Source organism: Hoeflea sp. AS16 (genome assembly GCF_038900095.1).
In the GTDB taxonomy this organism is placed as follows: Bacteria; Pseudomonadota; Alphaproteobacteria; order Rhizobiales; family Rhizobiaceae; genus Hoeflea.
On record NZ_JBBMQQ010000001.1, the window covers coordinates 289,409 to 303,331 of the forward strand.

At 60.4% G+C, this 13,923-nt stretch carries 14 protein-coding genes; 9 read left to right on the forward strand and 5 right to left on the reverse strand.

What is annotated here, in order from left to right; translation table 11 throughout:
* The first annotated feature begins 3 nt into the window (after positions 1-3).
* Positions 4-867: a cytochrome-c oxidase, cbb3-type subunit III gene (gene ccoP / locus WNY80_RS01365; RefSeq protein WP_342885541.1), complete on the forward strand. Its 864-nt coding sequence runs from the start codon at positions 4-6 to the stop codon at positions 865-867.
* A 281-nt stretch (positions 868-1,148) separates the two neighbouring features.
* On the opposite strand, the gene WNY80_RS01370 is transcribed toward ccoP, so the two are convergent.
* Positions 1,149-1,511 (reverse strand): hypothetical protein, encoded by a 363-nt coding sequence (locus tag WNY80_RS01370; protein WP_342885542.1) that lies wholly within the window; start codon positions 1,509-1,511, stop codon positions 1,149-1,151.
* Positions 1,512-1,903: 392 nt separating this feature from the next.
* The gene (locus WNY80_RS01375; RefSeq protein WP_342885543.1) at positions 1,904-2,731 is read right to left on the reverse strand and encodes a DUF4198 domain-containing protein; all 828 of its coding nucleotides are present in this window, start codon (positions 2,729-2,731) and stop codon (positions 1,904-1,906) included.
* A 27-nt stretch (positions 2,732-2,758) separates the two neighbouring features.
* Here WNY80_RS01375 and WNY80_RS01380 point away from each other — a divergent pair, with 27 nt between their 5' ends.
* From WNY80_RS01380 to gndA, 6 genes are all read left to right on the forward strand, one after another.
* A complete protein-coding gene (locus tag WNY80_RS01380) occupies positions 2,759-3,916 on the forward strand; it encodes a HupE/UreJ family protein (RefSeq protein WP_342885544.1) in 1,158 nt (385 codons plus the stop codon).
* Positions 3,917-4,058: 142 nt separating this feature from the next.
* Positions 4,059-5,630: a cytochrome c oxidase accessory protein CcoG gene (gene ccoG, locus WNY80_RS01385; RefSeq protein ID WP_342885545.1), complete on the forward strand. Its 1,572-nt coding sequence runs from the start codon at positions 4,059-4,061 to the stop codon at positions 5,628-5,630.
* Entirely contained in the window at positions 5,630-6,139 is a 510-nt protein-coding gene (locus tag WNY80_RS01390) for a FixH family protein (RefSeq protein ID WP_342885546.1), read from the forward strand. Before ccoG ends, WNY80_RS01390 begins: the two co-directional genes overlap by 1 nt.
* Positions 6,136-8,466, forward strand: coding sequence for a cation-translocating P-type ATPase (locus tag WNY80_RS01395; RefSeq protein ID WP_342885547.1), 2,331 nt, complete (start codon positions 6,136-6,138; stop codon positions 8,464-8,466). The genes WNY80_RS01390 and WNY80_RS01395 overlap by 4 nt, the downstream gene beginning before the upstream one ends.
* Entirely contained in the window at positions 8,463-8,621 is a 159-nt protein-coding gene (gene ccoS / locus WNY80_RS01400) for a cbb3-type cytochrome oxidase assembly protein CcoS (RefSeq protein WP_342885548.1), read from the forward strand. The genes WNY80_RS01395 and ccoS overlap by 4 nt, the downstream gene beginning before the upstream one ends.
* Positions 8,622-8,865: 244 nt before the next feature.
* Positions 8,866-10,284, forward strand: a complete 1,419-nt coding sequence (gene gndA, locus WNY80_RS01405; protein WP_342885549.1) for an NADP-dependent phosphogluconate dehydrogenase — start codon at positions 8,866-8,868, stop codon at positions 10,282-10,284.
* A gap of 14 nt (positions 10,285-10,298) precedes the next feature.
* On the opposite strand, the gene WNY80_RS01410 is transcribed toward gndA, so the two are convergent.
* Entirely contained in the window at positions 10,299-10,775 is a 477-nt protein-coding gene (locus tag WNY80_RS01410) for a MarR family transcriptional regulator (protein WP_342885550.1), read from the reverse strand.
* Between the two features lie 151 nt (positions 10,776-10,926).
* Here WNY80_RS01410 and WNY80_RS01415 point away from each other — a divergent pair, with 151 nt between their 5' ends.
* Positions 10,927-11,613 (forward strand): D-lyxose/D-mannose family sugar isomerase, encoded by a 687-nt coding sequence (locus WNY80_RS01415; protein WP_342885551.1) that lies wholly within the window; start codon positions 10,927-10,929, stop codon positions 11,611-11,613.
* 133 nt (positions 11,614-11,746) lie between these two features.
* Here the strand turns inward: WNY80_RS01415 and WNY80_RS01420 are convergent, their stop codons facing one another.
* Both WNY80_RS01420 and WNY80_RS01425 read right to left on the reverse strand, forming a co-directional pair.
* Positions 11,747-11,980, reverse strand: coding sequence for a hypothetical protein (locus WNY80_RS01420; RefSeq protein ID WP_342885552.1), 234 nt, complete (start codon positions 11,978-11,980; stop codon positions 11,747-11,749).
* A 227-nt stretch (positions 11,981-12,207) separates the two neighbouring features.
* Entirely contained in the window at positions 12,208-13,236 is a 1,029-nt protein-coding gene (locus tag WNY80_RS01425; protein WP_342885553.1) for a helix-turn-helix domain-containing protein, read from the reverse strand.
* Positions 13,237-13,352: 116 nt separating this feature from the next.
* Here WNY80_RS01425 and WNY80_RS01430 point away from each other — a divergent pair, with 116 nt between their 5' ends.
* Complete coding sequence (locus tag WNY80_RS01430) at positions 13,353-13,826, forward strand: hypothetical protein (protein ID WP_342885554.1); 474 nt, start codon at positions 13,353-13,355, stop codon at positions 13,824-13,826.
* Positions 13,827-13,923: the final 97 nt, after the last annotated feature.

Genomic DNA, 13,923 nt, shown 5'->3' on the forward strand with positions numbered 1-13,923 from the left:
GACATGTCCGAGAAACACATTGACGAGGTGTCCGGCGTCAGAACCACCGGCCATGAATGGGACGGCATCCGCGAACTGGACAATCCCATGCCGCGCTGGTGGCTGTGGACGTTCTACCTCTGCATCATCTGGGCCATCGGCTACGCGATTGCCTATCCGGCGATTCCGTTGATCAAGGGGGCAACCCCGGGGCTGCTTGGCTATTCGAGCCGTGCCGACGTGGTGGCCGAACTGGCTGACGCCAAGGCCGCACAGGGCGGCCTGCTTGAAAAGATCGCGGCGACCCCGGTGGGTGATATCGCGTCGGATCAGGAATTGCTGCAGTTTGCCATTGCCGGCGGATCGTCCGCCTTCAAGGTCAACTGCGCGCAGTGTCATGGCTCGGGCGCTGCCGGATCGGCCGGTTATCCGAACCTCAATGACGATGACTGGCTGTGGGGCGGGACGATCGACGAGATCTACCAGACCATTGCGCACGGCATCCGTTATGACGGCGATGATGACACGCACTACTCCGAAATGCCGGCCTTTGGCGACATGCTGGAGCCTGAGCAGATCAATGAGGTTGCTGCCTATGTGGTCAGCCTCAGCGATACACCTTCCGATCCTTCATTGGTTGCACCGGGCAAGGTCGTGTACGAGGAAAACTGCGCTGCCTGCCATGGCGACAATGCAGAGGGCCTGACCGATTTCGGCGCGCCGCGTCTGTCAGACGGCATCTGGCTGAAGGCGTCGACCGAGGCGGAGATCGTATCGCAGATCCGCAACCCCAAGCACGGCGTCATGCCCGCCTGGCTCGACCGCCTAGGCGAACCGACGATCAAGCAGCTGGCTGTCTACGTGCATACGCTGGGTGGCGGCCAGTAGGGACCATCGAGGCCCTGACCAAAGGGCCAGCTCGAACGAAACAAAACCCCGCCGGATGCAAGTCCGGCGGGGTTTTTTGATGAGGTAATTGAGCGGACAATTGACAGGAGACTGATGATATCGGCGTGACCGGTTCCTGAAGCGGGTGAGTGGCCGCCATGGGTCGTAAAGGACATGAGATTTCTTCAGCTCTCGGGCCTTTGCCACCTTGTCAAATGCGGCGCCGCGGTTGCCTGACTGTTGCCATTCGTTTGTCACACCGCATTGGTTTTACGGCAGGCCTATTTCACAGATCCAGAGAATCTCCATTTGTTTCTGAAACTGAAACGGAACCCATTTCCGGATTTAGAAGCCTTTACGAATGCGGTGGAGCATTCACCGCCGATCGGAATCTTGAATGAAGAGTTGTTAATTGCCAGATTGCCCCCTTTAAGGACAAAGGCATCAGCGGGTTGGGCCGTAATCCAGCCTTTATTGCAGCTGCCCGAAAGCTTCATTTGTGTCTTGCCCCCGGTAACCCGCAGCATCAACTTTCCACCCGAGGAATTAGCATGCCACTTGCCGGTCATTTCAGAGGCCGCAAATGATGGTGGTGTCATCAGAACAAATGCAAAAAAAACCAATAACGCTGACGTGCTTCGCATGACTTCATCCTCGCCCGTGTGTTTCTGTAAGTAGTCGTCGTAAATATTGTCGCGATGCACGCTTTATAAGTCAATATATATCGTTTTCCGGATTCAGTTTAGGTTTGAATTTTTCGAAGTGAAATCCTTGCGTTGTAATTGGTGAATTCTTGAAAACATGTCGTAATTTGACGAAGTGACCCGTTTCAAAATGTTGTTTCATGCTGGGCGGAGCTAGACATCTGGGTGACGTAAGTATGGATGAAAATCCCATGCCTGTATCCGGATTTAGCCTGAATCGGACAGGCGGCAAGGCAATGTAACTGCCAAATTCTCGATCGGTGGGGCGTTCGCTTTTCGCGAGTTTGGATAATCCCTGTTCGGCGCGGTCAATTCAGATTTCCAATCCTGTCTCACTCCACCCCAAACGTCAGCGAAGCCCAATAGCTCTGCCAATCCGCATTGCGGTCGGCGGGAGCCTCGATCATGTGCACGCTGGCGGCCATGTAGGCTCCCTGCGCCGGGAGGGTGAAGCTGGCCTGGCCGTTGTTGTCGGTGCGGGTGAGGGTTCTTGTGCCCACGCCGCCATCTTCGCCTTTGTGAAACAGCGCCACCTGCGTGTCGGCCAGCGGTTCACCCTCCCACAGCAATGTGAAGCTCATTGCCGCACCCGGCGTGAGCGTCAGCGGGTTTTGTCCGGCGACCAGCTCAAGCCGCATGCCGGTGGCGCGGTCCTGGTCCGTTGTCTCATCGCCGACGGTGACGAGCGTCTTGGCGCAGCGTGTGTAGATCTCGCTCGTATCGTCGCGCGCAAGGCCTCGGGCATCGTGACGGGCAGGGATGGCGTCGAGGCCTTCGAGCGCAAGGTATGATGCAAACTTCTCCCAGTCCCTGAAGCGGATACGCTCGCCGCCTGACACATAGGTGAAGATGCTCAGGCCTTCTGCGCGCGGTGTCAGGTTCAGCGCCGGCAGGTCTCCGGCAATGCCGTCCACATCTGTCTCGCCCAGACGGTCATGAAGCTTGAACGCGGCAAAGCGGGAGGGAATGTAGGGGAAGGCGTCGCCCTTGAAATCCTGTCCGACGCGCAGGTCTGCGCTGATTTCCGCTTCAGGGGTGACCCGAAAATCATGGGGTTCGATCCAGAATTCATGCGCAGAGACTGGACTTGCCACCAGCATCGCGCCAACTAGTGCGCATACAGTTCCAAGGGCCGCGTGGCGGCGTGCCGGTCGTTCCATGGTGTTTTCTCCAATATGGCTTTGCAGATGAAGATGTTCTCCCGCCCGATAAATCAAGTGCTTGCGAGCCTGGTGCTTGCCGTGCTGCTCCTTTTGCCGGGGTTGGCCGGCGCGCGGGCGCATGAAATCCGTCCCGCCATTGCCGATCTGGTGTTTGTTGGCGACGGCACCGTGCGGCTTGAGATTTCCCTGATCCTGGAAGCGGCGCTGGCGGAGATCGGTGTTGAGCATGGCGATACCGACGACAGCCCGAATTCCGGACGCTACGATGATCTGCGGCGTCTCGACGAGAGCGGGCTTGCGGTGGAGTTCGGGCGGTTCGAACGGCGGTTCCTGAACGGCGTCAAGCTGACCTCCGATGAGGGCGAGATTGCTCTCGACGTCACTGCCGTTGAGCTCGAGCCGGTGGGAGACACGGATTTCGCCCGGCTCAGCCGGTTGTCGCTGTCGGGTCAATTGCCGGTCAACGCCAGGGACGTGGTGTTTTCATTCAATCCGGCGTTCGGCCCGAGCGTCATCCGGGTTCCGGATGCGCAGGGCGAATACAGCTATTCCGCCTATCTCGGCGATGGCAGTCCCAGCGAGCCGATCCCGGTGGAGGGCGGGCTGACGGTCAGCGCCAGCCAGGTGTTTTTCGATTACATCGGCATCGGCTTCACCCATATCGTTCCCAAGGGGCTCGATCACATCCTCTTTGTTGTCGGGCTGTTCTTGCTGTCGCCGCGGCTCAAGCCGCTGCTGATCCAGATCACCGCCTTTACCGTGGCGCACTCGGTGACGCTGGCGCTGGCCATGCTGGGGGTGATCTCGGTGCCGGCCAGCATCGTCGAGCCGCTGATCGCGGCTTCGATCGTCTTTATCGCGGTGGAGAATCTGGCGACCAGCAGGCTCAGTCCCTGGCGGCCGTTCGTGGTGTTCGGGTTCGGGTTGCTGCACGGGCTCGGTTTTGCCGGTGTGCTGACCGAGTTCGGCCTGTCTCCGGCGCATTTTGTCAGCGGCCTGATCGGCTTCAACGTCGGTGTGGAAGTTGGGCAACTGGCTGTGGTGGCCGCCTGCTATGCACTGTTCGGCGCCTGGTTTTCCGACAAGAGCTGGTACCGGGCCCGTGTCAGCGTGCCAATGTCGCTGGCGATCGCCGGGGTTGCCGCGTGGTGGTTTGTCGAGCGGATCGGGTTGATCGCCTGAAAGTCCGGTTCCGTTTGCCCTGCCGTCGCTTTTGCCTGCGACCGCATGCTGCACCCGTCAACCGGCTGAAACGGATTGATCTTGATCAAGGCATATGGGAGGTCGCCTATGCATGGTACGCTCCAAACCAATGGTGCCCGATATGAACACGCAGACCCCCGCAAATCCTGATGAAATCGAGAGGCTTGAGGCCGAGGCGGTCAATGCCGCCTGGAAGCGCAAGCCCCTCTACGAAGCGCGCAAGAAGATTTTTCCAAAGCGCGCCGAGGGGACGTACCGCCGCTTCAAGTGGCTGGTGATGCTGGTGACGCTGGGGATCTACTACATCACGCCATGGCTGAGGTGGGACCGCGGGCCGTTTGCGCCGGACCAGGCGGTGCTGCTCGATGTTGCCAACCGTCGGTTCTATTTCTTCTTCATCGAAATCTGGCCGCAGGAGTTCTTCTTTGTTGCCGGTCTTCTGGTGATGGCCGGGTTCGGACTGTTCCTGATCACCTCGGCGGTTGGCCGGGCATGGTGCGGCTACACCTGTCCACAGACCGTCTGGGTTGACCTGTTCCTGGTGGTCGAGCGGGCGATCGAGGGTGACCGCAACCAGCGCATGAAGCTTGAGAACGCGCCGTGGACTGCGTCCAAGGTGTTCAAGCGGGTGCTCAAGCATGCCGTGTGGATCTTCATCGGGGTGGCCACAGGCGGCGCCTGGATCTTCTATTTTGCCGATGCGCCGACGCTGTTCATGAACTTCCTCACCGGCAATGCCGCGCCGATCGCCTATATTACCGTGGCGGTGCTGACGGCGACGACCTACACATTCGGCGGCCTGATGCGCGAGCAGGTCTGCATCTACATGTGCCCTTGGCCACGTATCCAGGCCGCGATGCTGGATGAAAACTCGCTGGTGGTGACCTACAATGACTGGCGCGGCGAGCCGCGCGGCCGTCACGCCAAGAAGGCAGCTGCGCAGGGGCTGGTGCAGGGGGATTGCGTCGATTGCAATGCCTGTGTCGCGGTCTGTCCGATGGGCATCGACATCCGCGACGGCCAGCAACTCGAATGCATCACCTGCGCCCTGTGCATCGATGCCTGCGACAACATCATGGACAAGCTCGACCGGCCGCGGGGACTGATCTCCTACGCCACGCTGTCCGATTATGCTGACAACATGGCGCTGGCCCAGGATCCCGAAACCGGCGCGCTCGATCCGCGGCGGGTGCGCACGCCCGACGGCGGTTTCGTCGATGCGGTCAAGCATTTCAACTGGCGCATCATTTTCCGCGCGCGGTCGCTTTTGTACATGGGCGTGTGGTCTGCGGTCGGTATCGGGCTGATTGTTGCGCTGCTGTCGCGTGACCGGCTTGAGGTCAATGTGCTGCACGACCGCAATCCGCAATATGTGCTGGAATCCAATGGCGACATCCGCAACGGCTACTCGGTCAAGATCCTCAACATGATCCCCGAACCGAGAACCATCTTCCTGTCGATCGAAGGCCTGCCGGGCGCAACCATGAAGATCCCGGGTATCGATCAGCCGGCGGGTGTTTCGTTCGCGATCCCTGTCGAGCCCGACCGTTTGCGTGAACTCAGGGTCAATGTGCTGCAGCCGAAGGAATTCGTCAGCTCTCAAACCGCGACGTTCCGCTTCATCGCCGAAGACAAGTCCAGTTTCGAGCGCGATTCCTACACGGCCAATTTCCACGGACCGGAGGCAAAGTGATGCAGATGCTGCGCTCGATATTCCAGCCCAAGGAATTCACCGGCAAGCACATGCTGGCGACGATGGTGGCGTTCTTCGGTGTCATCATCACCGTCAACCTGGTGATGGCGCGGTTCGCGATTACCAGCTGGAGCGGCCTGGTTGTGCCCAACACCTATGTGGCCAGCCAGGAATTCAACGCCAAGGCGGCTGAATCGCGTGCCATCGCCGCGCTCGGGTACCAGGCCAAGCTGATCCCGAATGTCGACGGACTGGAGATCGATTTCATCGATTCTGCGGGAAACCTCGCACTGGCAGATTCCATCGTTGCCGAGTTGCGCCGTCCTGTGGGCGAGCATCATGACCGTCACATGGTTCTGACCCGAGATCCGGACGGGATCTACAGGGGGGCAGGCGAACTTGCGGAAGGCGAATGGATCGCCACCGTGACGGCGATACGCAACGGCCAGACGATCTACAAGAAGGGCCGGCGGTTTCACGTCAAGGCAGACGGGAGCATGAGACCGTGAGCTGTTGCGCGGCGGGCACGGAAAGCGCTGCGGAACTTGAGGCGCTGAAATCGCAGGCACCTTCGCCCGAGGAAATGTGGCTGTCGAGCCGGGCGCTCGGCGATGGATTGCACCAGGTCGACCTGATCGTTCCGGGTGTGCATTGCGGCGCCTGCATTGCGCTTCTGGAGAAGGAATTGCCAAAGACGCCGGGCATCGATCACGCCCGGGTCAACCTTTCCACCCGCCGGGTCTCGGTGGTGTTCGACGGTTCCGATGACGCGGGGAGGCGGGAAGCCACCCTGACCGCGCTTGGTGAAAAACTCAATTCCCTGGGCTACCCCGCGCATTTGCCCGGCGGTGCCGACGAAAGCGCCGACCCTGTCATGCGCGAGTTGCTCAAGGCGCTGGCGGTGGCCGGGTTTGCCTCGATGAACGTGATGCTGCTTTCGGTGTCGGTCTGGTCGGGAGCGGAGGCTGCGACGCGGGATCTGTTTCACTGGATCTCGGCCCTGATCGCTGCGCCGGCGCTGGTCTATTCGGGCCGGATCTTCTTCACATCGGCCTGGGGTGCGCTCAGGCACGGACGCGCCAACATGGATGTGCCGATCTCGCTCGGGGTGATCCTTGCCTACGGGATTTCTCTGCATGAGACCATCACCCATGGCGAGCACGCCTATTTTGACGCCTCGGTGACGCTGTTGTTCTTTCTGCTGGCCGGGCGCACGCTTGACCACATGATGCGCGAGAAGGCCCGCTCGGCGGTGCGCAATCTGGTGCGTCTGTCCCCGCGCGGGGCGATGGTGATCCGCGATGACGGTCGCCGCGAGTTTCTCGCGCTCGACGAAATAGAACCCGGCATGCGGCTGGCGATCGCGCCGGGCGACCGGCTTCCGGTGGACGGACGGATTGTCTCCGGCCGGTCGGATATGGATTTTGCGGTGGTCAATGGCGAAAGCGCGCCACAACTTGTCGAAGCCGGATCGCTGGCGCCTGCGGGCACGCTCAACCTTACCGGCCCCCTGGTGCTCGAGGCAACGCGCAGCGCCCAAAATTCGTTCCTGGCCGAGATGGTGTCGATGATGGAAGCGGCGGAAAGCGGCCGCGCGGGCTACCGGCGCATTGCCGACCGGGCCTCGGCCATCTACGCGCCGGCGGTGCATCTGCTGGCGCTGGGTACCTTCATCGGCTGGATGGTGGTTTCGGGCGACTGGCGCACGGCTATGCTGACAGCCGTTGCCGTGCTGATCATCACCTGTCCCTGCGCGCTGGGGCTCGCCGTACCTGTGGTCCAGGTGATTGCCGCAGGCCGTCTGTTTGAAAACGGCATCATGGTCAAGGACGGCTCGGCGATGGAGCGGATGGCCCAGGCCGACCACGTGATTTTCGACAAGACCGGAACGCTGACACAGGGCAAGCCGCAATTGATCAATTCCGCCACGGTGGACGCTGATCACCTGGCAATCGCTGCGCGGATCGCCAGGGCGTCGCGCCATCCGTTGAGCCGGGCGCTTGCAAACCTTGATCAGCCGGGCAGGGACCTGCCGGATTTCGAGATCACCGAAGTCCCCGGCGACGGGGTTAAGGCGGTATCGCCCGATGGCACCGTCTACCGGCTGGGCCGCGCCGCGTTCGCGCTTGAGGAACGGGCCGACGGGATCGAGCGTGCTGCCGATGCCAGTCAGGTGATCCTGTCGCGCAACGGCCAGTTCCTCGATGTCTTCCTGTTTTCCGATCAACTGCGCCGGGGTGCTGCGCAGGCGGTCGCGCGGCTGGCGGAGCTTGGCGTTGATGCCGAAATCCTCTCGGGTGACCGCGAGACGCCGGTGAAGGCGCTGGCAGCGGAACTCGGCCTGGCCGAATATGTCGCGGGCGTGCGCCCTCGCGGCAAGGTCGAACGCGTTCAGGCGCTGGCTGCGGCCGGCGGCAAACCGCTGATGGTTGGCGACGGTCTCAATGATGCGCCCGCCCTGTCGGCAGCCTATGTGTCGATGGCGCCGGCAAGTGCTGCCGACGTCGGACGCATGGCTTCGGATTTCGTGTTTCTGCATGATTCCCTTGAAGCCGTGCCGCTGGCAATCGCGGTCTCGCGCAAGGCGGGCAGCCTGATCCGGCAGAATTTCGCGCTGGCCGTGATCTACAATTGCGTGGCGGTTCCGGCCGCGGTTCTGGGTCATGCCACTCCGCTGATCGCGGCACTGGCGATGTCGTCCTCGTCAATCCTGGTGGTGTTGAATTCGCTCAGATTGCGCCGCAAGACCAAGGTTGAAAATTTCGCCCGGTCATCTGCGCCCGATCCGGTTTCTCCCATGGCTGTTGCCGGCACTGGTGTTGGCGCTTCGGCATGAGCAACCTGGTTTTCCTGATCCCGATCGCGCTTTTTCTCGGAGCCTTGGGGCTTGGCGCGTTCTTGTGGTCGATGAAAAGCGGTCAGTATGACGATCTCGATGGTGCCGCCTGGCGGGTGCTCGATGATGGCGACGACAAACCGAAGCCGGATTGATCCCGCCGCGAAGCTTGCAGAGGCGCACGTGCCCCATTGCAAAACTGTGACAATGGAACAAGATAACCGCCGCCGGAGCTTGCTGCTTGGAGCGGCTTCGGTCACTGTTTGATCCGGCAATTCCGCGCTTCAAGCGTCGCGTTGAACGCGGAAAGGATGCGGTGAAACCGGGCATTCGTATTCTCGTTGTTTCCCCGAGACATTGCATCCGGTTCTGAGCCGCCAACATGAACGGGAGGCCGGGATGGCTGAAGCAGAAATAGGTGTGATCGGTTTGGGCGTCATGGGCGCCAACCTGGCTCTCAACATCGCCGACAACGGTTATCACGTTGCCGTCTACAACAGGACCACCTCCCGCACGGAGGAATTTGCCGCCGCTGCGGGTGACTTGTCCGAGCGGGTGACAGCCTGCAGCACGCTTGAAGAATTTGTCGCCGCCATCCGTCCGCCGCGACCGGTGATCATCATGGTCAAGGCCGGGGAGCCCGTTGATCAGCAGATCGCCGCGCTCAAGCCTCTGCTTGAGGCCAATGACATCATCATCGATGCAGGCAACGCCAATTTTCGCGATACCATGCGACGGTTCACCGAGCTTGAGGGCTCCGGCCTGACCTTCATCGGCATGGGCGTTTCCGGCGGTGAGGAAGGCGCACGCCGTGGGCCGTCGATCATGGTCGGCGGCAAGCAGGAGGCCTGGCGCCGGGTGGAACCTGTGCTCACGGCGATTTCCGCCAAGTACGAGGGCGAGCCGTGTGCAGCCTGGCTTGGCGAGAATGGCGCCGGGCACTTCGTCAAGACGATCCACAACGGCATTGAATATGCCGACATGCAGATGATCGCCGAGGTCTACGGCGTCATGCGCGACCATCTCTCGATGGATGCGGCCTCAATTGCCGCCGTGTTCTCTGCCTGGTCGACAGGGCCTCTGGATTCCTACCTGATCGACATTACCGCCGAAGTGCTCAGGGTGTATGACGCTGCAACGGAGCGCCCGATTGTCGATATCATTGTCGATGCGGCAGGCCAGAAGGGCACCGGCCGCTGGTCCGTGATCGAGAGCCAGATGATGGGTGTGCCGGCGACCGCAATCGAGGCGGCCGTGGCGGCGCGCAGCCTGTCGGCCATGCGTGAGCAACGGGCGCGTGCAGAAGAGCGCTTCGGGCTTCCCGCGCAGCAGAACCGGCGTGAAGGGCAGCTGGTGGTCGATGATCTCGAAAAGGCGTTGCTTGCGGGAAAGGTCGCGGCTTATGCGCAAGGGTTTGCGGTCATGGCTGCGGCTTCCGATGAGTTCGGCTGGAACCTGCCAATGGCCACCATCGCCCGCATCTGGCGCGCCGGCTGCATCATCAGATCCCGGTTTCTCGATGAAATTGCGACCGCCTTCACCCGGGATCCCGATGTGGAGAACCTGGCGCTGACCCCGGCCTTCTCGAAAATGATCGAAGATACCGACATGAGCCTGCGGCGGATTGTGGCCGAGGCGGCGCTGAATGGCCTGCCGGTGCCGGCGCTGGCAAGTGCGCTTGGGTATTTCGATACCTACCGGCGCGGACGCGGAACTGCCAACCTCATTCAGGCGCAGCGCGATTTCTTCGGTGCGCACGGGTTTGAACGGCTTGATGCAGACGGTGAACACCACGGTCCGTGGGGCGGTTCAGTCTGATTGCGAGGCGCTGGTCAGGAGCCGGCGACCTTGGTTTCGATGGCGCTGATGCCCTCTTCGAGCTGGTCGGCACCTGACTTGCCCAGCATTTCAATCAGCTTTGCCTCGTAGGTGTGGGCAAGGCTGACCAGATCCCGGTAATGGGTGCGGCCATCACGCGTAAGTTCAATGTGTTCGACACGACGATCGGTCTGATCGACCTGGCGTGTGATCCACTTGCGCTCCTCGAGTGCACGGATGGCGCGGCTGACCTTGGTCTTGTGCATGGAAGAGTGGGCGCCGATCTCCGTGGCGGTGATCCGGTTGAACTGGCCGATGGTGGCCAGCGTCCGCCACTCGGGCCGGGTCAGGCCATGCCGTTCGCGATAGAGGGTGGCGAACTGGCGGCTGATGATCTCCGCTGCCCGGGCCAACCGGTAGGGGAGGAACCCCTCGAGCGCAAGCGAGCCATCGCCAGGAGTGTCTGCGGATTGTCTCTGAGGCAAAGTCATTGTCGTTTGCTGGTCCCGCTATTGTTGCAACTGCGACTGTTATGCCGGCCCCGCATAGCGTGAAAGTTTGACCGGTGCAATTGCCACACCGGGAGCCAGGTTCTAAATCTGGATTCATCGGGTGAACCAGCCGGCCCGGTTTGGGGATGTCATGGAACGCAGTCAGATCAACGAAATCCTGGAAGAAAGCGACCGCTTTATCCGTTCTTTCGGTTATGTGATGCCGCCCTTTGCCTATTGGAGCCCGGCGGAAATGCGCGCGCGGACAGCTTCGGACGCAGGAGCCATCCGCGACAACAGGCTGGGCTGGGACATCACGGATTACGGGCAGGGCAGGTTCGATGATTTGGGCCTGTTCCTGTTTACCGTCCGCAACGGCTCGGCGGCAGACCTGGCCGCAGGCCGGGGCATGCTCTACGCCGAGAAGATCATGATCTCGCGCAAGGACCAGCTGTCGCCGATGCACAGGCACAACATCAAGGCCGAAGACATCATCAACCGTGGTGGCGGCAAGCTGGTGCTGGAACTGTTTGCTGCTGCCGAGGACGGATCAATCGATCCTTCGGCTGAGGTTTCTGTCCATACGGATGGGGTGCTGCGGACAATTGCCGCAGGCGGCCTGCTCAAGCTCGATCCGGGCGAAAGCGTCACCCTGATGCCCGGTGTCTGGCATGCGTTCTGGGGAGAAGGCGGCGATGTGCTGATTGGCGAAGTCTCGACCGTCAATGACGATCTGACGGACAATGTGTTCCGCGAGCCGATCGGCCGGTTTTCGATGATTATCGAGGATGAGAAACCACGCCATCTGCTGGTCTCGGATTACGACACCTGGCTGTAGGCCGCAATCGCAGGGGCTGACGGATTTGACGTCAGCCGGAACCCCGCATGGCTCCGGCTGACGTTACGGGAAAACCGCGCCGCAAATCCTGACCCCGCCCCCGAGGCGGATGGGCTGCGGTTTTCCGGTAGGGTTAGGCGTCGACTTTTTCGAGAAGACCGATCCTGGCGGCCTTGGCCAATCCGGCGAGCCGGTTGGGGACGCGCAATTTCAACAGCACGATATTGATGACGGACGCGATTTCCGCTGTCGTCATTTCCAGTTCCCTGCCCATCTGTTCATCGGAGTGGCCTTCGGCGCATCCGCACAGACAATGCAACTCGATTGCCGTTAAGGGCAGAAACCCGATATTGTTTCCGAGATCCATAATTGTGTTCCTTGTTGCCGGGTGGGCCGGCCGTAGCGCTGGTGTGAGAAAAAGCGGCGGAACCCGAAAGCCCGTCGCGTAAACCACCAGAGTTTGTTTCAGATGATGGGAGAGTTATGCCTCGTCCTGGCACAGTGCGCATTCACGCCACGCGCCAAAAACTTACGCGGGTCAAGTTTGCGTAAACAATGAAGCTGGATTGTTCTCGAATTGGCCGAACTGGCTGCTCAGGGAGCTTTCCGGTTCTCTTTCCGGTACTGGCTGGGTGTCATGCCGTACCAGCGGATTGCCGAACGGGTGAACGCGGCGGGTGCGGAAAATCCCAACTTGTAGGTGATGCTCGAAAGAGTGAGATCTGTTTCGGAAAGCAGTCGTGCAGCCATTTCCCTGCGGCACTCGTCGACGATTGCCTGCATGCTGGTCCCGGCGTCCGTCAAACGGCGCTGCAGCGTGCGCGGGCTCATGCCAAGCCGTTCGGATTCGCTTGCCAAGGTAGGCGTGTTGCTGGCCAGATTTTCGGCGACATGAAACCGTATGGCGGCCACGGGATCATCGGGATCGGTCCTGCGCAGAGGTATCGCATCCATCTGCTGGGACATCATTGCAAACAGCCGCGGGTCGGCATCGGGATTGATGCGCTCAAGACAATCCGCAGGAATGATCATGGCATTGACCGGGGCATTGAAGCTTACATTCTGAGTTAGTAACTGTTTGTGTAAACTTGTATTTATCGGTTTCTTGCGCTCCAGCTCCAGCCGAACCCTGTTGATGTCGTCGCCAAGAAACATCCGCAATATATTGAAACCCTGGGCAGTGCCGAGATCGACATACTGGCCGCGATGCAAGATCAGTGGCGAGAACGTCCACTCAAAATGGGCGGATCGTGCGCCGATCTCCAAAGTACAAAGCCGGGTCTCGCTGATCTTGCCCATGTTGCGGCCAAAGAACATGAGAAAGTCACGCACGGTGGGCGCGTTCATCAGCCCGTAACCGAAGGGGCCGGAAGCGCCCTTTTCAAAACCGGCAATCGATTTCAGGCCAAACAGGTCATCGCCCGCTATCAGGGCGAGCGCTTCCATGTAGCGGCACAACCGGTCCAGGCTGATGCGCTTGTTGATGTCGTCGAAACACGCGGGATCCAGAGCGCAGGCGCGCGCGATCGGGTCTGCATCAATTCCCAAACTTTCGGCATACCGACTTATTCCGGACGCAAGGCCGGCGGCGACTTCAAATTGATCTGCAAGAGTCGTAATCATGAACTTGGCGTCCAAAGTGAAGAGTTTGGCATGAAATGTAAACGCCAAAGACGCATCGCTGTCGAGTTCAAAGCTATGTTGGTCTCAATAACTGCATTCCAACCGGCACTTTTCCTATGACCTCGCATTTTGCACCAACCGAATTCCGGCTGCCCGCCGGTGCGCACCCGCGAATTGAAGCGTTTCATGCGCTCTGGCAAGACAAGGGGCAGGGCGACTTGCCAAGGTCCTCACTGTTTGATGTTGCCACACTCGATGCGCAGTATCCGCTGCTGACGCGGATCGGAATGGATGAGTCGGGCAAGAGCCTGATGTGGCTCGACGTTGCAAATGCCGCGCAATGGCCGTTCAAAACTCCGGTCAAGAACCGTCCGGTGATCGAATCCGTGCCGCAGACCAGCATCAAGCGGGTGATTGGCGCATTCAAGCAGACGCTTGCAAGCGGAATTCCGGATTATTATGAGACCACGTCCTGGACCGACATCGGTCGCACCGTTTCACTGGCGCGCATCGCGGTGCCGGTAAAGGGCGAGGCTTTGACAGAGCTGATGGTCTATTGGGAAGTGATCGAGGCGCACGAGGTATCCTAGGCCGCCGTGCGATCCTGTTGGCGGCTTGGTCCGCCGATGGCTTTGACGGTCTGCCCGTACGGTCTTCGGGATCCGGTATCGAAATTTATTTTAAGCC

What these genes read in the sequence shown, in the direction of transcription:
- ccoP (WP_342885541.1), top strand. Translation starts at nt 4, where the DNA reads ATGTCCGAGAAACACATTGACGAGGTGTCCGGCGTCAGAACCACCGGC.
- WNY80_RS01370 (WP_342885542.1), bottom strand. Translation starts at nt 1,511, where the DNA reads ATGCGAAGCACGTCAGCGTTATTGGTTTTTTTTGCATTTGTTCTGATG.
- WNY80_RS01375 (WP_342885543.1), bottom strand. Translation starts at nt 2,731, where the DNA reads ATGGAACGACCGGCACGCCGCCACGCGGCCCTTGGAACTGTATGCGCA.
- WNY80_RS01380 (WP_342885544.1), top strand. Translation starts at nt 2,759, where the DNA reads ATGAAGATGTTCTCCCGCCCGATAAATCAAGTGCTTGCGAGCCTGGTG.
- ccoG (WP_342885545.1), top strand. Translation starts at nt 4,059, where the DNA reads ATGAACACGCAGACCCCCGCAAATCCTGATGAAATCGAGAGGCTTGAG.
- WNY80_RS01390 (WP_342885546.1), top strand. Translation starts at nt 5,630, where the DNA reads ATGCAGATGCTGCGCTCGATATTCCAGCCCAAGGAATTCACCGGCAAG.
- ccoS (WP_342885548.1), top strand. Translation starts at nt 8,463, where the DNA reads ATGAGCAACCTGGTTTTCCTGATCCCGATCGCGCTTTTTCTCGGAGCC.
- gndA (WP_342885549.1), top strand. Translation starts at nt 8,866, where the DNA reads ATGGCTGAAGCAGAAATAGGTGTGATCGGTTTGGGCGTCATGGGCGCC.
- WNY80_RS01410 (WP_342885550.1), bottom strand. Translation starts at nt 10,775, where the DNA reads ATGACTTTGCCTCAGAGACAATCCGCAGACACTCCTGGCGATGGCTCG.
- WNY80_RS01415 (WP_342885551.1), top strand. Translation starts at nt 10,927, where the DNA reads ATGGAACGCAGTCAGATCAACGAAATCCTGGAAGAAAGCGACCGCTTT.
- WNY80_RS01420 (WP_342885552.1), bottom strand. Translation starts at nt 11,980, where the DNA reads ATGGATCTCGGAAACAATATCGGGTTTCTGCCCTTAACGGCAATCGAG.
- WNY80_RS01425 (WP_342885553.1), bottom strand. Translation starts at nt 13,236, where the DNA reads ATGATTACGACTCTTGCAGATCAATTTGAAGTCGCCGCCGGCCTTGCG.
- WNY80_RS01430 (WP_342885554.1), top strand. Translation starts at nt 13,353, where the DNA reads ATGACCTCGCATTTTGCACCAACCGAATTCCGGCTGCCCGCCGGTGCG.